General features: G+C 65.6%; 18 protein-coding genes. 16 read left to right on the top strand and 2 right to left on the bottom strand.

What is annotated here, in order from left to right; translation table 11 throughout:
• Positions 1–57 precede the first annotated feature (57 nt).
• From J4D52_RS10690 to J4D52_RS10640, 11 genes are all read left to right on the top strand, one after another.
• The gene (locus tag J4D52_RS10690; protein ID WP_025810405.1) at positions 58–1,353 is read left to right on the top strand and encodes a nitrate/nitrite transporter; all 1,296 of its coding nucleotides are present in this window, start codon (positions 58–60) and stop codon (positions 1,351–1,353) included.
• On the top strand, positions 1,340–2,737 hold the full coding sequence (locus J4D52_RS10685) for a NarK family nitrate/nitrite MFS transporter (protein ID WP_102677021.1): 1,398 nt from the start codon (positions 1,340–1,342) through the stop codon (positions 2,735–2,737). Before J4D52_RS10690 ends, J4D52_RS10685 begins: the two co-directional genes overlap by 14 nt.
• A 68-nt stretch (positions 2,738–2,805) precedes the next feature.
• Complete coding sequence (locus tag J4D52_RS10680) at positions 2,806–6,573, top strand: nitrate reductase subunit alpha (RefSeq protein WP_102677022.1); 3,768 nt, start codon at positions 2,806–2,808, stop codon at positions 6,571–6,573.
• 9 nt (positions 6,574–6,582) lie between these two features.
• Entirely contained in the window at positions 6,583–8,121 is a 1,539-nt protein-coding gene (narH, locus tag J4D52_RS10675; protein WP_025810408.1) for a nitrate reductase subunit beta, read from the top strand.
• 2 nt (positions 8,122–8,123) lie between these two features.
• Complete coding sequence (gene narJ / locus J4D52_RS10670; RefSeq protein WP_102677023.1) at positions 8,124–8,879, top strand: nitrate reductase molybdenum cofactor assembly chaperone; 756 nt, start codon at positions 8,124–8,126, stop codon at positions 8,877–8,879.
• Positions 8,872–9,552 (top strand): respiratory nitrate reductase subunit gamma, encoded by a 681-nt coding sequence (gene narI, locus J4D52_RS10665; protein WP_025810410.1) that lies wholly within the window; start codon positions 8,872–8,874, stop codon positions 9,550–9,552. Before narJ ends, narI begins: the two co-directional genes overlap by 8 nt.
• Before the next feature lie 10 nt (positions 9,553–9,562).
• Positions 9,563–10,525 carry a peptidylprolyl isomerase gene (locus tag J4D52_RS10660; protein WP_102677024.1) on the top strand — a complete coding sequence of 321 codons (963 nt, stop codon included), beginning with the start codon at positions 9,563–9,565 and terminating at the stop codon, positions 10,523–10,525.
• A gap of 10 nt (positions 10,526–10,535) precedes the next feature.
• On the top strand, positions 10,536–11,528 hold the full coding sequence (moaA, locus tag J4D52_RS10655; RefSeq protein ID WP_102677025.1) for a GTP 3',8-cyclase MoaA: 993 nt from the start codon (positions 10,536–10,538) through the stop codon (positions 11,526–11,528).
• A gap of 912 nt (positions 11,529–12,440) precedes the next feature.
• Positions 12,441–14,453 carry a ribonucleoside triphosphate reductase gene (locus J4D52_RS10650; RefSeq protein ID WP_102677341.1) on the top strand — a complete coding sequence of 671 codons (2,013 nt, stop codon included), beginning with the start codon at positions 12,441–12,443 and terminating at the stop codon, positions 14,451–14,453.
• A gap of 32 nt (positions 14,454–14,485) precedes the next feature.
• Positions 14,486–14,653: an anaerobic ribonucleoside-triphosphate reductase gene (gene nrdD, locus J4D52_RS10645; RefSeq protein WP_025810414.1), complete on the top strand. Its 168-nt coding sequence runs from the start codon at positions 14,486–14,488 to the stop codon at positions 14,651–14,653.
• Positions 14,650–15,345 carry an anaerobic ribonucleoside-triphosphate reductase activating protein gene (locus J4D52_RS10640; RefSeq protein ID WP_169914095.1) on the top strand — a complete coding sequence of 232 codons (696 nt, stop codon included), beginning with the start codon at positions 14,650–14,652 and terminating at the stop codon, positions 15,343–15,345. Before nrdD ends, J4D52_RS10640 begins: the two co-directional genes overlap by 4 nt.
• A 54-nt stretch (positions 15,346–15,399) precedes the next feature.
• Here the strand turns inward: J4D52_RS10640 and soxR are convergent, their stop codons facing one another.
• Positions 15,400–15,885 carry a redox-sensitive transcriptional activator SoxR gene (soxR, locus tag J4D52_RS10635; RefSeq protein WP_025810422.1) on the bottom strand — a complete coding sequence of 162 codons (486 nt, stop codon included), beginning with the start codon at positions 15,883–15,885 and terminating at the stop codon, positions 15,400–15,402.
• A gap of 95 nt (positions 15,886–15,980) precedes the next feature.
• Here soxR and J4D52_RS10630 point away from each other — a divergent pair, with 95 nt between their 5' ends.
• From J4D52_RS10630 to J4D52_RS10620, 3 genes are all read left to right on the top strand, one after another.
• The gene (locus J4D52_RS10630) at positions 15,981–17,177 is read left to right on the top strand and encodes an efflux RND transporter periplasmic adaptor subunit (RefSeq protein ID WP_110721773.1); all 1,197 of its coding nucleotides are present in this window, start codon (positions 15,981–15,983) and stop codon (positions 17,175–17,177) included.
• 12 nt (positions 17,178–17,189) lie between these two features.
• Positions 17,190–20,333 carry an efflux RND transporter permease subunit gene (locus J4D52_RS10625; protein WP_102677339.1) on the top strand — a complete coding sequence of 1,048 codons (3,144 nt, stop codon included), beginning with the start codon at positions 17,190–17,192 and terminating at the stop codon, positions 20,331–20,333.
• Between the two features lie 121 nt (positions 20,334–20,454).
• Positions 20,455–20,670, top strand: a complete 216-nt coding sequence (locus tag J4D52_RS10620; protein WP_102677338.1) for a DUF3079 domain-containing protein — start codon at positions 20,455–20,457, stop codon at positions 20,668–20,670.
• Positions 20,671–20,692: 22 nt separating this feature from the next.
• Here the strand turns inward: J4D52_RS10620 and J4D52_RS10615 are convergent, their stop codons facing one another.
• Complete coding sequence (locus J4D52_RS10615; protein ID WP_102677337.1) at positions 20,693–21,655, bottom strand: LysR substrate-binding domain-containing protein; 963 nt, start codon at positions 21,653–21,655, stop codon at positions 20,693–20,695.
• A 116-nt stretch (positions 21,656–21,771) separates the two neighbouring features.
• On the opposite strand from J4D52_RS10615, the gene J4D52_RS10610 reads away from it, so the two are divergent.
• Together J4D52_RS10610 and gtdA are read left to right on the top strand one after the other, a co-directional pair.
• Positions 21,772–23,115: an OprD family porin gene (locus J4D52_RS10610; RefSeq protein ID WP_102677336.1), complete on the top strand. Its 1,344-nt coding sequence runs from the start codon at positions 21,772–21,774 to the stop codon at positions 23,113–23,115.
• 99 nt (positions 23,116–23,214) lie between these two features.
• On the top strand, positions 23,215–24,264 hold the full coding sequence (gene gtdA / locus J4D52_RS10605) for a gentisate 1,2-dioxygenase (RefSeq protein WP_063431431.1): 1,050 nt from the start codon (positions 23,215–23,217) through the stop codon (positions 24,262–24,264).
• Positions 24,265–24,287: the final 23 nt, after the last annotated feature.

Genomic DNA, 24,287 nt, shown 5'->3' with positions numbered 1-24,287 from the left:
TTTTTACCGGGTTCGCCTCTCTAGTCTGCGGCCATGAATGACTGACGGGAGAGCGAGATGACCCAACCGCGTGTGCGACAAGGCCTGGTGCTGGGTATGAGTACGCTGGCCTTCACGGTGTGCTTCATGGTCTGGATGATGTTCGCGGTGCTCGGGGTGCCGATCAAGGAGCTGCTCCAGCTCAACGAAACCCAGTTCGGCCTGCTGGCCGCCACCCCGGTATTGACCGGTTCGCTGGCGCGCCTGCCGCTGGGCCTGCTGACCGACCGCTTTGGCGGGCGCAGCGTGTTCTTCCTGCTGATGCTGTGCTGCGTGTTGCCGCTGTACCTGATCAGCCACGCCACGGCCTACTGGCAGTTCCTGGTCCTGGGCCTGTTCGTTGGCCTGGCCGGCGGTTCGTTTTCGGTGGGCATCGCCTACGTCGCCAAGTGGTTCGACCAGGACAACCAGGGCTTCGCCATGGGCATCTTCGGCGCCGGTAACGCCGGCGCCGCGCTGACCAAGTTTCTCGCCCCGGCGCTGATCGCCGCCGGCAGCTGGCAGCTGGTGCCGAAAGCCTTCAGCGCGATCCTGTTCATCACCGCGCTGCTGTTCTGGTTTCTCAGCGCCGACAACAAGGCCCATCGCAGCGCTTCCGGCGCCACCCTGCGCGAGCAGTTGGGCGCGCTGAAGGACCCGGCGGTGTGGCGCTACTGCCAGTACTACTCGATCGTCTTCGGCGGCTACGTGGCCCTGGCGCTGTGGATGACCCAGTACTACGTGCAGGAATACGGTTTCAGCCTGCAGAGCGCGGCGCTGCTGGCCGCCTGTTTCTCCCTGCCAGGCGGCGTGCTGCGCGCCGTCGGCGGCTGGATGTCGGACCGCTGGGGCGCCCAGAGCGTGACCTGGTGGGTGCTCTGGGTCAGCTGGATCTGCCTGTTCCTGCTGTCCTACCCGCAGACCCAGTTGCAAGTGCACACCGTCGACGGCTCCCTGGATTTCCACATCGGCCTGAGCCCGGCGCTGTTCACCGTGCTGCTGTTCGTCATGGGCATCGCCTTCGCCTTCGGCAAGGCCTCGGTATTCAAATACATCGCCAACGACTACCCGCAAAACATGGGCGCGGTGTCCGGCATCGTCGGCTTGGCCGGCGGCCTGGGCGGCTTCGTCCTGCCCATCCTGTTCGGCGCCCTGGTGGACCTCACCGGCGTGCGCTCTTCCTGCTTCATGTTGATGTACGGCGTGGTCTGGGTGTCGCTCACCTGGATGTACCTCAGCGAAATCCGCAAGCGCCCGCTGCTGGGCAAACAGCCGCCGGCCACCTCGTCCCCGTTTTCCAGCATTGCCCAAGGAGAAGAACATGTCGGTTCTTAACAAGCCCGATTCAGGCCCGGTGATTCATGACTGGCGCCCGGAAGACCCCGCTTTCTGGGGGCGCAGCGGCAAGCAGACAGCGACCCGCAACCTGTGGATCTCGATTCCCGCGCTGCTGCTGGCCTTTGCCGTGTGGATGGTCTGGAGCACGGTGATCGTGCGCCTGAACGCCATCGGCTTCAGCTTCAGCACCGACCAGCTGTTCTGGCTGGCGGCGCTGCCGGGGCTGTCCGGCGCCACCTTGCGGGTGTTCTATTCGTTCATGGTGCCGATCTTCGGTGGCCGCCGCTGGACCGCCCTGAGCACCGCCTCGCTGTTGCTGCCGTCGCTGTGGATGGGCTTTGCCGTGCAGGACCCGAACACCCCCTACAGCGTGTTCGTGCTGATCGCGCTGCTCTGCGGTTTCGGCGGCGGCAACTTCGCCTCGAGCATGTCCAACATCAGCTTCTTCTATCCCAAGTCGCAGCAGGGCACGGCCCTGGGCCTGAATGCCGGGCTGGGCAACCTCGGGGTGTCGGTGATGCAGTTCTGCGTGCCGCTGGTGATCACCTTCGGCCTGTTCGGCTGGCTCGGCGGGCAACCCCAGATGCTGGCCGACGGTAGCCAGCTGTGGCTGCAGAACGCCGGCTTTCTCTGGGTGCCCTTCATTATCGCGGTGACCCTGTTGGCCTGGTTCGGCATGAACGACCTGTCCAGCGCCAAGGCTTCGTTCAGCGAGCAGGCGGTGATCTTCAAGCGCAAGCACAACTGGCTGATGTGCTGGCTGTACCTGGCGACCTTCGGCTCGTTCATCGGCTTCTCGGCGGCCTTTCCGCTGCTGATCAAGACCGCGTTCCCGGACGTGGTGGCGCTGAAATTCGCCTTCCTCGGCCCGCTGGTGGGCGCCCTGGTGCGGCCGCTGGGCGGCTGGCTGGCGGACAAGCTGGGCGGTGCCCGGGTCACCTTGTGGAACTTCGTGGCGATGATTGTGATGGTCTTCGGGGTTCTACATTTTCTTCCCCACAACGGCGTCGGCGGCAACTTCTACGGCTTCCTCGGCCTGTTCATGCTGCTGTTCATCACCACCGGCATCGGCAACGGCTCCACCTTCCGCATGATCCCGGTGATCTTCCGCACCCTGCACGAAAAGGCCGCCGCCGGGCAAAGCTCAGCGGTGCGCGAGCAGGCGCTGAAAAACGCCGGCAAGGAGTCGGCCGCGGTCCTTGGCTTCAGCTCGGCCATGGGCGCCTTCGGCGCGTTCTTCATCCCCAAATCCTTCGGCACTTCCATGGCCCAGACCGGCGGCCCGGAGATGGCCTTCTACATGTTCGTCGGCTTTTACCTGAGCTGCATTGTGGTGACTTGGTGGTGGTACGCGCGCAAAGGCGCGGCGACTCCCTGCTGACAGCACCCGAATCCAAACCTTGCCCGGTGGGGCACAGAACCCCGCGGCAAGCCTGAGAGGAAAGCACCATGAGTCATTTGTTGGATCAACTGCGGTTCTTCAACCGCAAGCAAAGCGAGTTCGCCGACGGCCACGGGGAAACCCGCAAGGAGTCCCGCGACTGGGAGAACGTCTATCGCTCGCGCTGGCAGTACGACAAGATCGTGCGCTCCACCCACGGGGTGAACTGCACCGGCTCCTGCTCGTGGAAGATCTACGTGAAGAACGGCCTGATCACCTGGGAAACCCAGCAGACCGACTACCCGCGCACCCGCAACGACCTGCCCAACCACGAGCCGCGCGGCTGCCCGCGGGGCGCCAGCTACAGCTGGTACATCTACAGCGCCAACCGCCTGAAGTACCCGAAGATCCGCAAGCCGCTGCTCAAGCTGTGGCGCCAGGCACGCCAGAGCCTGGCGCCGGTGGAAGCCTGGGCGAGCATTGTCGAGGACCCGGCCAAGGCCGAGTCCTACAAGAGCAAGCGCGGCATGGGCGGCTTCATCCGTTCCAGCTGGGAGGAAGTCAACGAGATCATCGCCGCGGCCAACGTCTACACCATCAAGCAATACGGCCCCGACCGGGTCGTCGGTTTCTCGCCGATCCCGGCCATGTCGATGGTCAGCTACGCCGCCGGCGCCCGTTACCTGTCGCTGATCGGCGGCGCCTGCCTGAGCTTCTACGACTGGTACTGCGACCTGCCGCCGGCCTCGCCTATGGTCTGGGGCGAGCAGACCGACGTGCCGGAATCGGCCGACTGGTACAACTCCAACTACATCATCGCCTGGGGTTCCAACGTTCCGCAGACCCGCACCCCCGACGCGCACTTCTTCACCGAGGTGCGCTACAAGGGCACCAAGACTGTGGCCATCACCCCGGACTATTCGGAGGTGGCCAAGCTCACCGACCTCTGGCTCAACCCCAAGCAGGGCACCGACGCGGCGCTGGCCCAGGCCTTCAATCATGTGATCTTCAAGGAGTTCCACCTCGACCGGCCGAGCGCCTATTTCACCGAGTACGCCAAGCGCTACACCGACCTGCCGGTGCTGGTGCTGCTCAAGCCGATGCTCGGCACCGCGCCGGGGGCCGGCTACCAGCCGGACCGCTTCCTGCGCGCCTCGGACCTGGCCGGCAACCTCGGCCAGGACAACAACCCGGAATGGAAAACCATCGCCATCGACGCCAGCGGCGAGCTGGTGTCGCCCCAGGGCTCCATCGGCTATCGCTGGGGCGAGCAGGGCAAGTGGAACATCCTTGCCCGTGAAGGCGGTGAGGGCCGCGAGATCGACCTGAGCCTGAGCCTGATCGGCGGCGATGTCGCCGAGGTGGCCTTCCCGTATTTCGCCGGCGAAACCCAGGAGCACTTCCAGCACGTGGCCGGCGATGCCGTGCAATACCGCCGGGTGCCGGTGCGCAGCCTGACCCTGGCCGACGGCAGCCAGGTCAAGGTCGCCACGGTGTTCGACCTGTCGGCGGCCAACCTGGCCATCGACCGTGGCCTGGGCGGCGCCAACGTGGCCAAGGACTACGACGACGCCAGCGTGCCCGGCACCCCGGCCTGGCAGGAGCAGATCACCGGCGTCAGCCGCGAGAAAGCGATCCAGATCGCCCGCGAGTTCGCCGACAACGCCGACAAGACCCGTGGCCGTTCGATGATCATCGTCGGCGCGGCGATGAACCACTGGTACCACATGGACATGAACTACCGCGGGCTGATCAACATGCTCATGCTCTGCGGTTGCGTCGGCCAGACCGGCGGCGGCTGGGCCCACTACGTCGGCCAGGAAAAACTCCGTCCGCAGTGCGGCTGGCTGCCCCTGGCCTTCGGCCTGGACTGGAGCCGTCCGCCACGGCAGATGAACGGCACCAGCTTCTTCTACGCCCACAGCTCGCAATGGCGCCACGAGAAGATGAGCATGCACGACGTGCTCTCGCCGCTGGCCGACAAGAGCCAGTTCCCCGAACACGCCCTGGACTACAACATCCGCGCCGAACGCGCCGGCTGGCTGCCCAGCGCGCCGCAGCTCAACAGCAACCCGCTGCACATCTGCCGCGACGCCGCCGCGGCCGGCATGGCGCCCAAGGACTATGTGGTCAAGAGCCTGCACGAAGGCAGCCTGCGTTTTGCCTGCGAACAGCCGGACAGCCCGCAGAACTTCCCGCGCAACATGTTCATCTGGCGTTCCAACCTGCTGGGTTCCTCGGGCAAGGGCCACGAGTACATGCTCAAGTACCTGCTCGGCACCCGTAACGGGGTGATGAACGAGGACATCGGCCAGGTCGGCGACTGCAAGCCGCAAGAGGCCGAATGGGTGGACGAGGGCGCCATCGGCAAGCTCGACCTGGTCACCACCCTGGACTTCCGCATGTCCTCGACCTGCGTGTATTCCGACATCGTCCTGCCGACCGCCACCTGGTACGAGAAGGACGACATGAACACCTCGGACATGCACCCCTTCATCCACCCGCTGTCGGCGGCCATCGACCCGGCCTGGGAATCCCGCTCCGACTGGGAAATCTACAAGGGCATCGCCAAGGCGTTCTCCAGCATGGCGGTGGGGCATCTTGGCGTGGAGCAGGACCTGGTCACCGTGCCGCTGCTGCATGACAGCGTCGGCGAGCTGGCCCAGCCGTTCGGCGGCACCGACTGGAAAACCGCGGGCGTGGCCCCGCAGCCGGGCAAGAACGCGCCGAACCTGCAAGTGGTGGAGCGCGATTACCCGAACATCTACAAGCAGTTCACCTCCCTCGGGCCGCTGCTGGAAAAACTCGGCAACGGCGGCAAGGGCATCAACTGGAACACCGACGAGGAAGTGAAATTCCTCGGCGAGCTGAATTACCGCGAGGGCGCGGCGGGCCTCAGCCAGGGCCGGCCGAAGATCGACACGGCGATCGACGCCGCCGAGGTGATCCTGTCCCTGGCCCCGGAAACCAACGGCCATGTGGCGGTCAAGGCCTGGGCCGCGCTGTCCGAGTTCACTGGCATCGACCACAGCCACCTGGCGCTGTCCAAGGCCCACGAGGCGATCCGCTTCCGCGATATCCAGGCGCAGCCGCGCAAGATCATTTCCAGCCCCACCTGGTCGGGCCTGGAGGACGATCACGTCAGCTACAACGCCGGCTACACCAACGTCCACGAGAACATCCCGTGGCGCACCATCACCGGTCGCCAGCAGTTCTACCAGGACCACCCGTGGATGCAGGCGTTCGGCGAACAGCTGATGAGCTACCGGCCGCCGGTCAACACCCGGACCATCGAGGCGGTGAAGGGTAAGCGCACCAATGGCCACCCGGAAATCGTCCTGAACTGGATCACCCCGCATCAGAAATGGGGCATCCACAGCACCTACAGCGACAACCTGCTGATGCTCACCCTGAGCCGTGGCGGGCCGATTGTCTGGCTCTCGGAAATCGACGCGCAACGCGCCGGCATCGAGGACAACGACTGGATCGAATGCTTCAACGCCAACGGCGCGGCGACCGCCCGGGCGGTGGTCAGCCAGCGGGTCAAGGAGGGCATGGTGATGATGTACCACGCCCAGGAACGGATCGTGAACGTGCCCGGCGCCGAGACCACCAAGACCCGCGGCGGCCACCACAACTCGGTGACCCGGGTGGTGCTCAAGCCGACCCACATGATCGGCGGCTATGCCCAGCAGGCCTACGGTTTCAACTATTACGGCACGGTCGGTTGCAACCGCGACGAGTTCGTCGTGGTGCGCAAGATGGCCCGCGTCGACTGGCTCGATGGCTCGGACGGCGATGAGCTGCCACGCCCCCTGCCGACCGAGATGGATTGAGGAGTTGTCATGAAGATTCGTTCACAAATCGGCATGGTCCTGAACCTGGACAAATGCATCGGCTGCCATACCTGCTCGATCACCTGCAAGAACGTCTGGACCAGCCGCGAAGGCATGGAGTACGCCTGGTTCAACAACGTCGAGACCAAGCCCGGGATCGGCTACCCGAAAGAATGGGAAAACCAGGACAAGTGGAAGGGCGGCTGGGTGCGCAACGCCAACGGCTCGATCAACCCACGCATCGGCGGCAAGTTCCGGGTGCTGGCGAACATCTTCGCCAACCCTGACCTGCCGAGCCTCGACGACTACTACGAGCCGTTCGACTTCGACTACCAGCACCTGCACACCGCGCCCCTGGGCGACCACCAGCCGACCGCGCGGCCGCGCTCGGTGGTGTCCGGCAAGCGCATGGAAAAGATCGAGTGGGGGCCGAACTGGGAGGAGATCCTCGGCAGCGAGTTCGCCAAGCGGCGCAAGGACAAGAACTTCGACCAGATCCAGGCGGACATCTACGGCGAGTACGAAAACACCTTCATGATGTACCTGCCGCGCCTGTGCGAGCACTGCCTGAACCCGGCGTGCGCGGCGTCCTGCCCGAGCGGGGCGATCTACAAGCGCGAAGAGGACGGCATCGTCCTCATCGACCAGGAGAAGTGCCGCGGCTGGCGCATGTGCATCAGCGGCTGCCCGTACAAGAAGATCTATTTCAACTGGAAGAGCGGCAAGTCGGAGAAGTGCATCTTCTGCTACCCACGGATCGAGGCGGGCATGCCCACCGTGTGCGCCGAGACCTGTGTCGGGCGCATCCGCTACCTCGGCGTGCTGCTGTATGACGCCGACCGCATCGCCGAAGTGGCGAGCACCGCCAGCGAGCAGGACCTGTACGAGAAGCAGCTGGAAATCTTCCTCGACCCGCATGACCCGGCGGTGATCCGCCAGGCCCTGGAAGACGGCGTGCCGCAGTCGGTGATCGACGCCGCGCAGCGTTCGCCGGTGTACAAGATGGCGGTGGACTGGAAGCTGGCGCTGCCGCTGCACCCGGAATACCGCACCTTGCCGATGGTCTGGTACGTGCCGCCGCTGTCGCCGATCCAGAACGCCGCGGCCGCCGGTACCGTGGGCATGAACGGGGTGATCCCGGATGTCGACAGCCTGCGCATTCCCCTGCGTTACCTGGCCAACCTGTTGACCGCGGGCGACGAGAAACCGGTCAAGCGCGCCCTCAAGCGCCTGCTGGCGATGCGTGCCTACAAGCGCGCCGAACAGGTCGAAGGCGTGCAGGACCTGCGGGTGCTCGAAGAGGTCGGCCTGAGTGTGAGCCAGGTCGAGGAGATGTACCGCTACCTGGCCATCGCCAACTACGAAGACCGCTACGTGGTGCCCAGCGCGCACCGCGAGGAAGCCATGAGCGACGCCTTCGCCGAGCGTTCCGGTTGCGGCTTCAGTTTCGGCAGCGGCTGCAGCGGCAGCTCCGACACCAACATGTTCGGGGCGAAGAAGGCCAACCGCCGCGACGTCCTGAAAACCGTGCAGCTGTGGGAGGAATGAGCATGCGCATCCTTAAAGTGATTTCGCTGCTGCTCGACTACCCGAGCGAAACCCTGATCGAGGGCCGCGACGAGCTGGAGCAGGCGATCATCCAGGCTCGGGAAATCAGCCCGAAGCAGCGCGGCGCGCTGTTCGAGTTGCTGGAGCTGATCTGCGCCAACGACCTGATGGATGGCCAGGAGCATTACGGCGCGCTGTTCGGCCGTGGCCGCTCGCTGTCGCTGCTGCTGTTCGAGCATGTGCACGGCGAGTCCCGCGACCGCGGCCAGGCCATGGTCGACATGCTCGCCCAGTACGAAGCCGCCGGCTTTGCCATCGGCATCAAGGAGCTGCCGGACTACATCCCGCTGTACCTGGAGTTCCTCTCCACCCGCGACGACCTCGAGGCCCGCGAGGGCCTGGCCGATGTCGCGCACTTGCTGGCCTTGCTGGCGGCGCGCCTGGAGGAACGCGAGAGCGCCTACGCCAGTTGCTTCCGCGCCTTGCTGCAGATCGCTGGCGAGGAGCCGCACCAGGCGGTGGCCGACCTGCGCGAGCAGGTGGCGGCCGAGCCGCGCGACGACTCCCTCGAAGCCCTGGACAAGATCTGGGAAGAGGAGGCGGTGGACTTTCTCAAGGCCGAGCAGCAGGAACGTTGCAGCGCCATGCCGAGCGCGCCGGGCAAGCCCCGGGAGGAAAGCGCGGTACCGCTGCACTGGGTGGATTTTCAGCATCAGGGGCTGGCCGCCGCGCCAGCCGGGGAGGTGGGCAATGTCTAAGTGGAATCTGTTGGTGTTCGGGATCTATCCCTATGTCGCCCTGGCGATCTGCCTGCTGGGCAGCTGGGCGCGCTTCGACCTGTCGCAGTACAGCTGGAAGGCCGGCTCCAGCCAGATGCTCGACAACCGTGGCATGCGGGTGGCCAGCAACCTGTTCCATGTCGGCGTGTTGTTCGTCCTGGCCGGGCACTTCGTCGGCCTGCTGACCCCGGCCTCGGTCTATCACCATGTGATCAGCACCGAGCACAAGCAGTTGCTGGCGATGGTCTCCGGCGGTTTCTTCGGCCTGCTGTGCCTGATCGGTTTGCTGATGCTGATCAAGCGCCGCCTCACCGATCCACGGGTGCGCGCTACCTCGAGCCCCTCGGACATCCTGATCCTGCTGGTGCTGCTGGCGCAGTTGCTGCTCGGCCTGCTGACCATAGTCGCCTCCACCGCCCATATGGACGGCTCGGTGATGGTGATGCTCGCCGACTGGGCGCAGAACACCCTGATGTTGCGGCCCATGGACGCGGCGGCGGCCATCGCGCCGGTCGGCCTGACCTACAAGCTGCACGTGTTCCTCGGCCTGACCCTGTTCGTGCTGTTCCCCTTTACCCGCCTGGTGCACATGGTCAGCGCGCCGGTCTGGTACCTGGGGCGGCGTTATCAAATCGTGCGGCAGAAAATCTGAGGAGGTTGTCATGTCTGGATGTGGATGTGGCGGCGGTAAAGGCGGCAGCGGCGGTTGCGGGTCTTCGGCTCGCGAAGAACCGCTGGTGCCAGAGAGTGAAGTGGAAGTGGGCGTGCAGGCTTTCACGCCGCCGGGCCATGAGCCCGTGGCCACTGACGAGGCGCCCGTGCAACTGATCGCCAGCAGTGAGCAGGAGTGGCCGATCATCAGCGTCAACCAGGTGCCGATCACCCTGCAGGCGATGGCCCAGGAGCTGCAATATCACCCGGCGGCCAGCCGCGAGGAGGCGGTGTATCAGGCGGCCAGGGCGCTGGTGATCCGCGAGCTGTTGCAGCAGCGCATCGCCGAACTTGGCCTGACCCTGCAGATCGGCGCCGGCGAGAACGAGGAGGAGGCCGCCACCCGCCTGCTGCTCGAACGCGAGGTGCAGGTGCCGGAGTGCGACGAGGCCACGTGCTGGCGTTACTACGACAACAACCGCGGGCGCTTTCACAGCGCGCCCTTGCTGGCGGTGCGGCACATCCTGCTCGAATGCGCGCCGGACGATGCCGGGGCGCGCAGCACGGCCCAGGTCCAGGCGGAAATCCTGCTGCAACGCCTGGACGAGTTGCCCGACAGTTTCGCGGCACTGGCGCTGAAGTACTCGGCCTGCCCGTCGAAGGCCCAGGGCGGCTCCCTGGGGCAGATCAGTAAGGGCCAGACCGTGCCGGAACTGGAGCGCCAGCTGTTCAGCCTGGCGCCGGGGCTGGCGGCCAAGCCGCTGGAAAGCCGTTATGGCTGGCATGTGGTCAGCGTCGATCAGCGGGTCGAGGGCCAGGCGCTGCCTTACGAGGCGGTGGCGACGGCGATCCGCAACCAGCTGCAACAGGGCGTCTGGCAGAAGGCGGTGGTGCAGTACCTGCAAACCCTGATCGGCGCCGCGGACATCCGTGGCATTCAGCTGCAAGGCGCCGACTCGCCGCTGGTGCAGTAAGGGGAAGGCCATGAGCAAGATGATGCAGGACGGCTTCGGGCGGCAGATCGACTATCTGCGGATGTCGGTGACCGACCGTTGCGATTTTCGCTGCGTGTATTGCATGGCGAAGAACATGACCTTCCTGCCGCGCCAGCAGGTGCTGACCCTGGAGGAGTTGCAGCGGCTGGCGGCGCTGTTCGTCGGCCAGGGCGTGCGCAAGATCCGCCTCACCGGCGGCGAGCCGCTGATTCGCCCGGGCATCGTCGGGCTGTGTCGCAACATTGCGGCCTTGCCGGGCCTGCGCGAACTGGTGATGACCAGCAACGGCTCGCAGCTGGAGCGCCTGGCCCGGCCGCTGGCGGAGGCCGGGGTCAAGCGCATCAACATCAGCCTCGATAGCCTGGACGGGCAGAAGTTTCGCGCCATCACCCGCAATGGCGATCTCGACCAGGTGCTGCGCGGCATCGAGGTGGCGCGCGGGGCGGGGTTCGAGCGGGTCAAGCTCAACTGCGTGGTGATGAAGGGCCGTAACTTCGAGGAGGTGCCGCAACTGGTGCGGTACGCCATCGAGCAGGGCATCGACATCAGCTTCATCGAGGAAATGCCCCTGGGCGACGTCGGCCGTTCCCGGGGCGAGTCCTTCTGCTCCAGCGACGAGGTGCGGGCGCTGATCGCCAGCCGCCATGCCTTGCTCGACAGCACCGAGAACAGCGGCGGGCCGGCGCGTTACGTGCGCCTGGAGCGCCATCCGCAGACGCGCATCGGCTTTATCTCGCCCAACAGCCATAACTTCTGTGGCAGCTGCAATCGGGTGCGGATGACTGTCGAAGGCAAGCTGTTGTTGTGCCTGGGGCAGGATGATGCCCTGGACCTGCGCGGTTTGCTGCGGCGGTATCCGCTGGATGATCAGCCGTTGATCGATGCCTTGCAGCAGGCTTTGCGGCGTAAGCCATGGCGCCACGACTTTAGCCCCGGAGGTACGGTGCAGTTGGTGCGGTTTATGAATATGAGTGGGGGGTGAGGCGGTGTGTATATCCGTTGCTGCGGTAACGGCTACTTAGGGTTCCGCCCTTACGGCGGGTCACTTTGGAAGAGCGCCAAAGTAACCAAAGCGCTTTGCCCCACCACTCGGTGCCTCGCCTAGGCTCGGCATGCCCTCACTCCGGCATTGATCCGTGGGCCGCCGCCACAGGCCATCCATGGCCTGGGGCGGCTAACCCGGCATCCCTGCCGGGTTACCCACGGCTCAATGCCTGCGTTCGGCCATCGTGGTTAACGGGGCCTTCAGATCAAAAGCCAAAGCAAGACGGCGGCCTACCGGCCGGCCTTGGGGGAGTGCGCTCCCTGTAGCCGCTGTCGCAAGCTGCGATCGGGCTGGGCGGCACTCCGACGAAGCGCCCGCCAAACCTGACGACGCGGTGTAGCAGGTAAGTCCGGAAGGCAGGGTTTGCGTCTGCTGCGCAGCCGATCACAGCTTGCGGCAGCGGCTACAGGGCTACAGGGCTGCAGAACGCACGCTTTCAAACACAGGCCGGCCGGTAGGCCGCCTCGCGTTGCTTTTGATTGTTTGCCCCATCGGGAGGCCGAGTGGAGGTTCTGCGCAGTGGGCAACTCGGCAGGGATGCCGAGTTAGCCGCCCCAGGCCATGGATGGCCTGTGGCGGCGGCCCACGGAGCAGGACCGGAGCGAGGGAATCCGAGCCTTAGCGAGGACCGGACGCCAGGGGCTGGGCCCTTTGGTTACTTTGGGGCCTTTCCAAAGTGACCCGCCGTAAGGGCGGAACCCTAAGCAGCCGTTACCGCAGCAACGGATATGTACACCACCCCAAAAAAACTTGATCACGATCAATGGCAATCCAACGCACTCTTCGTAATCTCACTGCATCTTGTGTTCTAAGAATCAAAAATATCTATATGTAGTATGCGGAGGTCAAATGCACAGCACGCTGATCAGGGTGGGCAACAACCGCCTGCACAAACGCGATGGCAGCCTGGTTGCCTTCGATGCGGACAAGATCCGCCAGGCGTTGATCGCCGCCGGCAAGGCCAGCGGCGAGTACGCCGAAGTCGAGGCCGAGGGCTTGCTCAAGGCGGTGCTGGCCCACCTTGAGGGGCATGCGCGGCTGCATGTGGAGCAGATCCAGGACCGGGTCGAGCGGGTGCTGATGGACGCCGGTTTCTTCCTCGCCATGCGCGCCTACATCGTCTACCGCGAACAGCACGGGCGCCTGCGTCGCGACCGCAAGACCCTGGTCGAAGTGGCGGCCTCGATGAACGAGTACCTCGACCGCGAGGACTGGCGGGTGCAGGCCAACGCCAACCAGGGGTATTCCCTGGGCGGGCTGGTGCTCAACGTGTCCGGCAAGGTCACCGCCAACTACTGGCTGGACGAGGTCTACAGCCAGGAGATCGGCCGCGCCCACCGCGAGGCGGACTTGCATATCCACGACCTCGACATGCTCGCCGGCTACTGTGCCGGCTGGTCCCTGCGCAGCCTGTTGCATGAAGGCCTCAATGGCGTGCCGGGGCGGGTCGAGGCCGGGCCGCCCCGGCACCTGAGCAGCGCCCTGGGGCAGATGGTGAATTTCCTCGGCACCTTGCAGAACGAATGGGCCGGGGCCCAGGCCTTCAGTTCCTTCGACACCTATCTGGCGCCCTATGTGCGCAAGGATCGCCTGAGCTACCCCCAGGTGCGCCAGGCGATCCAGGAGTTCATCTACAACCTCAACGTGCCGTCGCGCTGGGGCACCCAGACACCCTTTACCAACCTGACCTTCGACTGGGTCTGCCCGGAGGATCTGCGCGAGCAGGTCCCGGTGATCGGCGGCGAGGAAATGCCCTTTGCCTATGGCGAGCTGCAAGTGGAAATGGACCTGCTCAACCGCGCCTATATCGAAGTGATGCAGGCTGGCGACGCCAAGGGCCGGGTGTTCACCTTTCCGATCCCGACCTACAACATCACCCATGACTTTCCCTGGGACAGCGAGAACGCCGACCGCCTGTTCGAGATGACCGCCCGCTATGGGCTGCCGTATTTCCAGAACTTCCTCAATTCGGACATGCAGCCCAACCAGGTGCGCTCCATGTGCTGCCGCCTGCAGCTGGACGTGCGCGAGCTGCTCAAGCGCGGCGGCGGCCTGTTCGGCTCGGCGGAGCAGACCGGCTCCCTGGGCGTGGTGACGATCAACTGCGCGCGCCTGGGTCATGTGTTCAAGGGCAATACCAGTGGCCTGCTGCAACGCCTGGACGCGCTGATGGAACTGGCGATGGAGAGCCTGGAGGTCAAGCGCAAGGTGATCCAGCACCATATGGACGCCGGCCTGTACCCCTACACCCAGCGTTACCTGGGCACGCTGCGCAATCACTTCTCCACCATCGGCCTCAATGGCCTGCACGAAATGCTGCGCAATTTCAGTGGCGACGAGCAGGGCATGCACACCGAGCAGGGCCGCCAGTTCACCCTCAGGCTGCTGGACCATGTGCGCGCGACCCTGGTGCGCTTCCAGGAGGAAACCGGCCACCTCTACAACCTTGAGGCGACCCCGGCCGAAGGCACCACCTACCGTTTCGCCAAGGAAGACCTCAAGCGTTACCCCGGCATTCTCCAGGCCGGCAGCCGCGAGGCGCCGTACTACACCAACTCCTCGCAGTTGCCCGTCGGCTATACCGACGATCCGTTCGAGGCCCTGGAACTGCAGGACGAACTGCAATGCAAATACACCGGCGGCACCGTGCTGCACCTGTACATGGCCGAGCGGATTTCCTCGACCGCGGCCTGCAAGCAGCTGGTGCGCAAGGCCCTGGGACGCTTCCGCCTGCCGTACCTGACGGTGACCCCGACCTTTTCCATCTGCCCGGTGCATGGCTACCTCGACGGCGAACACGAGTTCTGCCCCAAGTGCGACGAAGCCCTGCTGCATGCCCAGGCTACGGACACCGTGCACTGACCTGCCTTCCCCCAACCGCAAGGAGTTTGACCATGAGCGCACAACACACATTGCCCCAGGCGCAACGCCAGCGCTGCGAAGTCTGGACCCGGGTGATGGGTTATCACCGCCCGGTCTCGGCGTTCAACCCGGGTAAACAGTCCGAGCACCGCGAGCGCGTGCACTTCACCGAACAGGCGACCGCGGCAGGGCGCCAATGAGCCGAAAGATGCGGGTCGGGGGCATGGTGCCCCTGACCACCCTCGACTACCCGGGGCTGCTCGCCTGCGTGCTGTTCTGCCAGGGCTGCGCCTGGCGTTGCCGTTACTGCCACAACCCGCAACTGATCCCGCCGCGGGGCAGCGAGGAGCTGGACTGGTGTCGGGTCCTGAGTTTCCTGCAACGCCGCCAGGACCTGCTGGACGCGGTGGTGTTCAGTGGCGGCGAGCCGACCCTGCAGGACGGTTTGCCGGGGGCGATGGACGAAGTGCGCGCCATGGGCTTTCGCATCGGCCTGCACAGCGCCGGCATCAAGCCGGCGGCCTTTGCCCGGGCGGTGGCCGGCGCCGACTGGGTTGGCTTCGACGTCAAGGCCCTGGCCGAAGACGCCCCGATGCTCACCGGCGTCCCGGGCAGCGGCAAGGCCAACTGGCGCAGCCTGGAGCTGTTGCTGGCCAGCGGCGTCGACTACGAATGCCGCACCACCGTGCACTGGCACCTGTTGCAGCCGGCGCGCCTGCTGCTCCTCGGCCAGCGCCTGCAAGCCCTGGGGGTCAAGCGCTTCGCCGTGCAGATGGTGCGCACCGCACGCATGCTCGACCCGCAATTGCCCAGCACACCGCAACAGGTGCTGGTGCCCGACCTGTGGCAGCACCTGCGCGAGATGTTCCCGGTGTTCGTGTTGCGCGGCTAGGGCTGGGTGTTCAGGTATATCGGTCGCCGCCCAGGAGGGCTGGCGACCCTGTGATCAATCCGCCTCCTGCCCAGGGGCAACGACAATCTTCTGGTCCCCCAGCCAGCGCCGGGCGCCGCAGCCGTTGCGCGAGTAGATGTCCTCGGGGTTGTTGAGCCCGCAGTGTTCCAGCGACATGCAGCCACAGCCTATGCATTCCTCCAGGTTCATGTTCAGCCGTTCGAGTTCGGCGATGCGTTGCTGCACCCGGGTTTTCCAGGTGGCGGTCAGGCGCCGCCAGTCCGCACCCGCCGGTGCGGTGTTGATGGGCAGGCCGGTCAGTTGCTGGATGATTTCATCCAGGGAGAAACCGATGCGCTGGGCGAACACTATGTAGGCGATCCGCCTGAGGACCGAGCGCGGGTAGCGGCGGTGGCCGCTGCCCACGCGGATCGAGTGGAGCAGCCCGCGGGACTCGTAGAAACGCAGCGCCGAGGCCATGACGCCACTGCGCTGGGCGACTTCGGTGATGGTCAGCAGCGGCTCGCTTGATTTGTTCATGGGCCCTCCGAAGGGGCTTTACTTAAAGTTCACTTTAACTTTTATATTCCGCCTGCCTATAAATCAACAGTGCAGTGACAGCGGAGTCCACTTTCATGAATCGAATTCGCCGGGTGCTCGGTCGAAGCAGTTCTTCAACCCATCGACTGGGAGCGCTGTGCCTCCTGTTGGCGCTGGGCGGCTGTAACGAAAAGGGCGAGCCGGTCGCCGCCGCGGCGCCGGTGGTCGAGGTGACGACCGTAAGCGTGCAGGCGGTGCGTGAGTGGGACCTGTTCAATGGCCGTATCAGTGCGATCGATGCCGTCGACCTGCGGCCGCGGGTCAGCGGTTATGTCGACCGGGTGGCGTTCCGCGAGGGCGACGAGGTGGAAAAGGGCCAGACCCTGTTCGTCATCGACCCGCGTCCGTACCGCGAGGCGCTGGCCAGTGCCCAGGCCCGGCTAGCCCGGGCCCGCGCCACGGTGCGCCTGGCCACCGAGCAGGACCGCCGCGGCCAGGCGTTGGTCAGGCAGTCGGCGCTGTCGCGGGAGGAGGGCGATATTCGCAGCGCCTCCCTGGCCCAGGGCGTGGCGGATGTGAACGCGGCCGTCGCCGAAGTGGCCACGGCCCAGCTCAACCTCGATTTCACCCAGGTCCGCGCGCCGTTTTCCGGGCGCGTCGGGCGGGCCATGCTGACCCTCGGCAACCTGGCCCAGGCCGACCAGAGCATATTGACCAGCATCGTTTCCCAGGACCCGATGTACGTCTATTTCGACGCCGACGAGCAGAGCCTGCTGCGCTACACCGAACTGCTGGGCAAGGGCCAGCGCCCGGGGGTGAGCAATACCGTGAGGGTCGGCCTGGCCAACGATGTCGGGACCTTTCCCCTGACCGGCACCGTGGACTTCCTGGATAACCAGGTCGACCCGGCCACCGGCACCATCCGCGTGCGCGCGGTGCTGCCCAATCCCGAGCGCCGGCTGACCGCGGGCCTGTTCGCCCGGGTGCGTCTTGAAGGCGGTAGCGAGACCCGCGCCGTGCTGATCGACGACCGCGCGGTGCAAACCGACCAGGACCGCAAATACGTGTACGTCATCGGCCCGCAAAACCAGGCCCTGCGCAAGGACGTGACCCTCGGTCGCCAGCTGGATGGCCTGCGGGTGATCAGCGCGGGGCTGGCGGCCGGCGACCGGGTGGTGCTGAACGGGGCGCAGAAGATCTTCTACCCGGGCATGGCAGTGGAGCCCAAGGAAATCTCCGCTCCCACGCAGCAGGCCTCGACCGCCGCGCCCCAGACGCCATTGGCGAAATAAGGGAGAGCGGCCATGGATTTTTCCAAGTTCTTCATCGACCGACCGATCTTCGCCATCGTGCTGTCGATCATCATTTTCGCCCTCGGCCTGATCGCCATCCCGGTGCTGCCGTCGGGGGAATACCCCGAGGTGGTGCCGACCAGCGTGGTGGTGCGCGCCACCTATCCGGGGGCGAACCCCAAGGAGATCGCCGAGTCGGTCGCGGTGCCCCTGGAAGAGGCGATCAACGGCGTCGAGGGGATCATGTACATGAAGTCGGTCGCCGGCTCCAACGGCAGCCTGGCGGTGAGCATCACCTTCGTCCCCGGCGTCGATCCGGACACCGCCGCGGTGCGCGTGCAGAACCGCGTGAGCCAGGCGCTGTCGCGGCTGCCAGAGGAGGTGCGGCAGTATGGCGTGACCACCCAGAAGCAATCGCCGACGCCGCTGATGTACGTCAGCCTGCTGTCCCCGGACAACAGCTACGACTCGCTGTACCTGCGCAACTACCTGACCCTGCACGTCAAGGACGAGCTGTCGCGGCTGTCCGGGATCGGCGATGTCGGGGTCTATGGTTCGGGCGACTATGCGATGCGCATCTGGATGGACCCCAACAGCCTGTCCGCCCGCGGGCTCACCGCGGCTGACGTGGTGAATGCGATCCGCGAACAGAACGTGCAGGTCTCGGCCGGCCAGCTGGGGGCCGAGCCTTCGCCTCAGGGCGCTGATTTCCTGGTATCGATCAGCGTACGCGGGCGCTTGCGCAGCGAGCAGGAGTTTGCCGATATCGTCCTCAAGAGCGGGGCGGACGGGCAACTGGTGAAGCTGTCGGACGTGGCGCGGGTGGAACTCGGCGCGAGCGACTACACCCTGCGCGCGCGCCTGGATGACCGCAACCAGGCGACGGTGGGGATTTTCCTCTCGCCGGGGGCCAACGCCTTGCAGGTCGCCGAGGCGGTCTACGGCAAGCTTGACGAGTTGTCCGAGCATTTCCCCGAAGGCGTGGCCTACAAGGCGGTGTGGGACCCGACGGTGTTCGTCCGCGAATCCATCAGCGCGGTGCAGCACACCCTGATGGAGGCGGTGGTGCTGGTGGTGCTGGTGGTGATCCTGTTCCTGCAGACCTGGCGCGCCTCGATCATCCCGCTGATCGCAGTGCCGGTGTCGGTGATCGGCACCTTCGCCTGGCTGTATTTGCTGGGGTACTCGATCAACACCCTGACCCTGTTCGGCCTGGTGCTGGCCATCGGCATCGTGGTCGACGACGCGATTGTGGTGGTGGAGAACGTCGAGCGTTTCATCGAGAAGGGCTATGACCCGCGGGAGGCGGCGCACCGGGCGATGAAGGAAGTGTCCGGGCCGATCATCGCCATCGCCCTGGTGCTGTGCGCGGTGTTCATTCCCATGGCCTTTCTTTCCGGCGTCACCGGCCAGTTCTACAAGCAGTTCGCGGTGACCATCGCGATTTCCACGGTGATCTCGGCGATCAACTCCCTGACCCTGTCGCCGGCCCTGGCGGCCAAGCTGTTCAGGCCCCACGGCGCGCCGCAGGACTGGCTGGAGCGGGGCATCCAGAAGGTGTTCGGGGGCTTTTTCCGCGCCTTCAACCGGATGTTCAAACGCCGCTCCGACGGTTATCACGGCCTGGTGTCCTATTCCCTGGGGCGGCGCGGCTCGGTGTTCTTCCTCTACGCCTTGCTGCTGATCGGCACGGCCTGGCTGTTCAACCTGGTGCCGGGCGGCTTTATCCCGACCCAGGACAAACTCTACCTGTTCGCCGGCGCCAAGCTGCCGGAAGGCGCGTCGCTGGCCCGCACCGACGCGGTGACCAGCGAGCTGATCGAGACGGCACTCTCGGTGGAGGGCGTGGATACCGTGCCGGCCTTCAGCGGCCTGAATGCCTTGCAGTCGGTCAACACGCCGAATGTCATGGCCGCCTACGTGATCCTCAAGCCGTTCGACCAGCGTCAGCGCAGCGCGGCGCAGATCAACGCCGAACTCAACGCCAAGCTGTCCCAGGTCCACGAAGGTTTTGCCTATGCGCTGTTGCCGCCGCCGATCCAGGGGCTGGGCAACGGTTCGGGGTATTCGCTGTACCTCGAAGACCGCGCCGGCCTCGGTTACGGCGCCTTGCAGAATGCCTTGAGCGCCTTCCAGACCGCGGTGGCGCAGACCCCGGGCATGACTTACCCGGTCAGCTCCTACCAGGCCAACATCCCGCAGCTGGAGGTGCAGGTGGACCGGGTCAAGGTCAAGGCCCAAGGGGTGTCCTTGAGCGATGTGTTCAATACCTTGCAGACCTACCTGGGCTCGGTCTACGTCAATGACTTCAACCTGTTCGGCCGGGTCTACCGGGTCATGGCCCAGGCCGACAGCTCCTACCGGCAGACCGCCGAGGACATCACCAACCTGCGGGTGCGCAACGACCGGGGCGAGATGGTGCCCCTCGGCGCGATGATCAGCGTGACGCCCAGCTACGGTCCCGACCCGGTGGTGCGTTATAACGGCTACCCGGCTGCCGACCTGATCGGCGACTCCGATCCCAAGCAGCTGTCGTCGGGCCAGGTGATCGCCAAGCTGGAAGAGATCGCCGCCCAGGTATTGCCCCGCGGCATCACCCTGGAATGGACCGACCTGAGCTACCAGCAGGTCACCCAAAGCCATGCCGCGGCGGTGGTGTTCCCGCTGGCGGTGATGCTGGTGTTCCTGGTCCTCGCGGCCCTGTACGAGAGCTGGACGCTGCCCCTGGCGGTGATCCTGATCGTGCCGGTGTGCATGCTTGCGGCCTTGTCGGGGGTGTGGCTCAGCGGCGGCGACAACAACGTCTTCGTCCAGGTGGGGCTGGTGGTGCTGATGGGGCTGGCCTGCAAGAACGCGATCCTGATCGTCGAGTTCGCCCGGGAACTGGAGCTCCAGGGCAAGGGCATCATCGAGGCGGCGCTGGAGGCTTGCCGCTTGCGCCTGCGGCCGATCGTCATGACCTCGGTGGCGTTTATCGCCGGTTCCGTGCCCCTGCTGATCGGCAGCGGCGCCGGCAGCGAGATCCGCCGCGCCACCGGGGTCGCGGTGTTCTCCGGCATGCTCGGGGTGACCCTGTTCGGCCTGTTCCTGACCCCGGTGTTCTACGTCGCCTTGCGCAAGCTGGCGGTGCGCTACGCGCCGGCGGTTACGGCGTAGCAGGCAGCCCGGGGTGCTAAGACGGGCGCCCCGGGCCTGTCATTCTTGACCCCGATCAAGGGCATTTTTCTGTGGGCGTCGTAGCCTGGGAGCCACTCCCACCCGCGATCCGGGGAACGCCATGGCCAAGAACTTTCCCATCAGCCCCAAGCACCCCGAACGCATCTGCTGGGGCTGCGACCGCTACTGCGCGGCCAATGCCCTGGCCTGCGGCAATGGCTCGGACCGCACCATGCACCCCGCCGAGATGCTCGGCGAGGACTGGTACCTGCACGGCGACTGGGGTATCGAGCCGCCGATCGCGTCGGACAAGGCGCTGGACGAGGAGCGGTCCTGAACGGATGCCGTTGGCCGTACTTCTACTTGAAGTCCAGGGTGCCTGGCGGCACCGCGTAGTCCGATGACTGGCGCTCGGCGGCGAAGCGCAGGCTGGCCAGCAGCCCCGGCAGGCTCGGGTCCGGGTGCGGTTCGTCGCGCCAGCACATGCCCAGGGAGCCCACGGCGTTGAGTTCGAAATCCAGCGGCACCACCAGCTTGCGCCGGGTGAAGTGCTCGGCCACCCGGTCGGAGGCGATGGAGAGCATGTCGCTGTATTGCAGCAGCCACAGGTTGCCGATCAGCGACGAGGATTCGATGCGGTAGGGCAGCGGGCCCTGGCCGACGCTGGTCAGGGCCATGTCCAGCTTGCTGCGGATCGGCGTGCCCTGGGGCCAGACGATCCAGTCGTAGCCGTACAGGTCGGGCCAGCTCAGGCTCGCGCGCTCGGTCAGCGGATGGCCGGGGCGGCAGATCACCCGCATGGCTTCGTCATACAGCAGTTCGCTGTGCAGGTTGCTGCGCGGCGCGTAGTTGTCCAGGCGGCCCACCACCAGGTCCAGCTGCCCCAGCTCCAGGCGGTCGAGCAGGTGGTTCATGGTGCCTTCATGCAGTTCGACCTGGGCCCGGGGGTGGCCTTCGAGAAACTTCATGATCGCCGCCGGCACCAGGTTCGGCGCCGAGGCCGGCGAGGTGCCGATGGCCACCCGGTAGGAACTGCCGTCCTGTAGCGCGGCGAGGTTCTGCTGGGCACGGTCCATCTCACTCAGCACCCGCCGCGCATGCCCCAGCAGCATCAGGCCCTGGACCGTGGGCTTGAGGCCGCGGGCATGGCGCTCGAACAGCGGCGCGCCGACATCGTCCTCCAGCTCCTTGAGCCATTTCGACAGCGCCGGCTGGGTACTGAAGGTGGCGCGCGCGGCTTCGCTGACGCTGCCGGTTTCTTCCAGGCTGACCAGCAATTGCAGGTGCTGCATGCGCAGGCGGCGGGTCCAGTCGGCGGCCATGGGTATACCTCTACACGTATGGGTTGATCAGAAAATAGCATTATTCGGATATGCATGAGCCCTGAATAATCGCCCCCGCACCACCTGAACAATTCCAACAAACAGGGTGTACCGCCATGCCTTTGCCTTACCCAACTACCGTCCTGGGCTTGTCGCTGCTGGGCGCCAGCGCGCTCGTGCAGGCGCAGAACCAGGCACAGAACCAGGCCCAGAACCAGGCCGAATCGGCCGGCCTGATCGAAGACAGCAGTCTCAAGCTGACCAGCCGCAATTTCTATTTCAATCGCGATTTTCGCAGTGACCTGGGGCCCACCAGCCTGCGCGAGGAGTGGGCCCAGGGGTTCATTCTCGACCTGCGTTCCGGCTACACCCAGGGGATGGTGGGCGTGGGGGTGGATGCCTTCGGCATGCTCGGCCTGCGGCTCGACGGCAGCCGGCGGCGCTCGCCGGTGATGCTGATACCCACCGACAGCCACGGCAACCCAGAGCAGCAGTGGGCCGAGGCGGGCGGTGCGCTGAAGCTGCGCTGGTCCGCCACCGAGCTCAAGTACGGCGACCTGATGCCCAACAACCCGGTGTTCGCCATGGCCACGGCGCGGCTGTTGCCGTCATCCGCCCAGGGCCTGCAACTGCTCAGCGGCGAGTTGCCCGGATTGAACCTGGACGCCGGGCATTTCACCTCCGGCAACGGCGTCAACTCGACCAACCGCGACGGGCCGCTGAGCGCCTTCTACGCGCGGCTGGATGTGCGCCAGGTGGATTACCTCGGCGGTTTCTACCAGGCCACGCCGCGGCTCAAGCTCGGCGCGTTCAGCGCGGATTACCAGGATGTGTGGAAGCAGCACTTCGTCAGCGCCGAATACCGCTGGCCGATCGATGCTGCGCACGCGCTGAGCCTGGCATTGGCCGGTTATCACACCCGCGACAGCGGCAAGGCCCTGGCAGGGCCGATCGACAACAACGCCTGGTCGGCCAGCCTGGCCTATGCCTTCGGCCCGCACAAGCTGACCCTGGCCCGACAGGTGATCGACGGCGACGAGCCGTTCGACTACCTGGGCTTCGGCGCCATGCCCGGCGACGCCATCGGCTTTCTCGCCAACAAGTCGCAGAACGCCGATTTCAACCTGCCCCACGAACGCTCCTGGCAACTGCGTTACGACCTGAACCTGGCGGCGTTCGGCATTCCCGGGCTGAGCCTGATGGGGCGTTACCTGAGCAGTTCCGGCATCGACGGTTCGGGCTACGGGGGCGGCGCCTACGACCGTTTCAAGGCCATCGACGACGGCGGGCGCTGGGAGCGCGACCTGGAGGCGCGCTACGTGGTGCAGAGCGGGCCGGTGCGCGATCTGTCGCTACGGGTGCGCCAGGCGACCCTGCGTTCCGACGCCGCGGTGCAGCGCGCCGACCTGCCGGACCTGGACGAATGGCGGGTCATCGTCGAGTACCCGCTGTCCTTCTGATGGTATGTGTTTTTGGGTATGGAGCGATCCATAAATACCATTATTCGTGCATGGGTATCGGTTCGATAATCGCTGCCACACAACTCGCAAAGGTGTCCCATGAATAACAAGAGCGACGGGTTGCGCCAGGATTTCTATCAGCGCATTGATCGACACAATCTGTTCCCGCTGTGGGAGCAACTGCACAACTTGGTGCCCCAGCAGCCGGCCGGTGCCTGTGTCGCCGCCCTCTGGCGCTACAAGGAACTGCGTCCCTATCTGAGTGAAGCCGGAAGGCTGATTTCCGCGCAGGAAGCGGTGCGCCGCGTGCTGGTGCTGGAGAACCCGGCGCTGCGCGGCCAGGCCTCGATCACCTCGAGCCTGTACGCCGGCCTGCAGTTGATCCTGCCCGGTGAAATCGCCCCCAGCCATCGCCACAGCCAGTCGGCCCTGCGTTTCGTGGTCGAGGGCCGCGGCGCGTTCACCGCGGTGGAAGGCGAGCGCGCCACCATGGAGCCGGGGGACTTCATCATCACCCCGTCCTGGGCCTGGCACGACCACGGCAACCCCAGCGAGGCCGAAGGCGGCGAGCCGGTGATCTGGCTCGACGGCCTGGACATTCCCCTGGTGCGTTTCTTCGACGCCGGTTTCGCGGAAAACCACGAGGTCGCGGAGCAGCCGATCCTGCGCCCGGAAGGCAACAGCCTGGCGCGGTTCGGCATGAACATGCTGCCGGTGCGGCATCAGGTCGACTCGCACACCTCACCGATCTTCAGCTACCCCTACAGCCGTACGCGCGAGGCCCTGGACACCCTGCTGCGCCAGGAGCAGATCGACCCCTGGGACGGGGTCAAGCTGCGCTACGTGAACCCGGCCACCGGCGGCTGGCCGATGCCGACCATCGCCACCTTCATGCAGATCCTGCCGCGCGGTTTTCGCGGCCAGACCTACCGCAGCACCGATGCCAGCGTGTTCAGCGTGGTGGAGGGGCAGGGCAGCGTGTTCATCGGCGCCGAGCGCTTCGATTTCGAACCCCGCGACCTGTTTGTCGTGCCCAGCTGGGCGCCGGTGCGTTTCCAGTGCGAGCAGGAGTGCGTGCTGTTCAGCTTCTCCGACCGTCCGGTGCAGCAAGCGCTGGGCATCCTGCGTGAATCCCGCGAGACCCCTTGAACCTTCCGCCCAGACTTTGGAGC

Source organism: Pseudomonas sp. GW460-12-10-14-TSB1 (genome assembly GCF_017349775.1).
GTDB classification, from domain to species: Bacteria; Pseudomonadota; Gammaproteobacteria; order Pseudomonadales; family Pseudomonadaceae; genus Aquipseudomonas; species Aquipseudomonas piscium.
The sequence above is the reverse complement of the archived record's forward strand: the minus strand, read 5'-3'. Positions and strand labels throughout refer to the sequence as shown.

Excerpts from the sequence above, each read along its gene's own strand:
- J4D52_RS10690 (WP_025810405.1), top strand. The coding sequence starts at position 58 with ATGACCCAACCGCGTGTGCGACAAGGCCTGGTGCTGGGTATGAGTACG.
- J4D52_RS10685 (WP_102677021.1), top strand. The coding sequence starts at position 1,340 with ATGTCGGTTCTTAACAAGCCCGATTCAGGCCCGGTGATTCATGACTGG.
- J4D52_RS10680 (WP_102677022.1), top strand. The coding sequence starts at position 2,806 with ATGAGTCATTTGTTGGATCAACTGCGGTTCTTCAACCGCAAGCAAAGC.
- narH (WP_025810408.1), top strand. The coding sequence starts at position 6,583 with ATGAAGATTCGTTCACAAATCGGCATGGTCCTGAACCTGGACAAATGC.
- narJ (WP_102677023.1), top strand. The coding sequence starts at position 8,124 with ATGCGCATCCTTAAAGTGATTTCGCTGCTGCTCGACTACCCGAGCGAA.
- narI (WP_025810410.1), top strand. The coding sequence starts at position 8,872 with ATGTCTAAGTGGAATCTGTTGGTGTTCGGGATCTATCCCTATGTCGCC.
- J4D52_RS10660 (WP_102677024.1), top strand. The coding sequence starts at position 9,563 with ATGTCTGGATGTGGATGTGGCGGCGGTAAAGGCGGCAGCGGCGGTTGC.
- moaA (WP_102677025.1), top strand. The coding sequence starts at position 10,536 with ATGAGCAAGATGATGCAGGACGGCTTCGGGCGGCAGATCGACTATCTG.
- J4D52_RS10650 (WP_102677341.1), top strand. The coding sequence starts at position 12,441 with ATGCACAGCACGCTGATCAGGGTGGGCAACAACCGCCTGCACAAACGC.
- nrdD (WP_025810414.1), top strand. The coding sequence starts at position 14,486 with ATGAGCGCACAACACACATTGCCCCAGGCGCAACGCCAGCGCTGCGAA.
- J4D52_RS10640 (WP_169914095.1), top strand. The coding sequence starts at position 14,650 with ATGAGCCGAAAGATGCGGGTCGGGGGCATGGTGCCCCTGACCACCCTC.
- soxR (WP_025810422.1), bottom strand. The coding sequence starts at position 15,885 with ATGAACAAATCAAGCGAGCCGCTGCTGACCATCACCGAAGTCGCCCAG.
- J4D52_RS10630 (WP_110721773.1), top strand. The coding sequence starts at position 15,981 with ATGAATCGAATTCGCCGGGTGCTCGGTCGAAGCAGTTCTTCAACCCAT.
- J4D52_RS10625 (WP_102677339.1), top strand. The coding sequence starts at position 17,190 with ATGGATTTTTCCAAGTTCTTCATCGACCGACCGATCTTCGCCATCGTG.
- J4D52_RS10620 (WP_102677338.1), top strand. The coding sequence starts at position 20,455 with ATGGCCAAGAACTTTCCCATCAGCCCCAAGCACCCCGAACGCATCTGC.
- J4D52_RS10615 (WP_102677337.1), bottom strand. The coding sequence starts at position 21,655 with ATGGCCGCCGACTGGACCCGCCGCCTGCGCATGCAGCACCTGCAATTG.
- J4D52_RS10610 (WP_102677336.1), top strand. The coding sequence starts at position 21,772 with ATGCCTTTGCCTTACCCAACTACCGTCCTGGGCTTGTCGCTGCTGGGC.
- gtdA (WP_063431431.1), top strand. The coding sequence starts at position 23,215 with ATGAATAACAAGAGCGACGGGTTGCGCCAGGATTTCTATCAGCGCATT.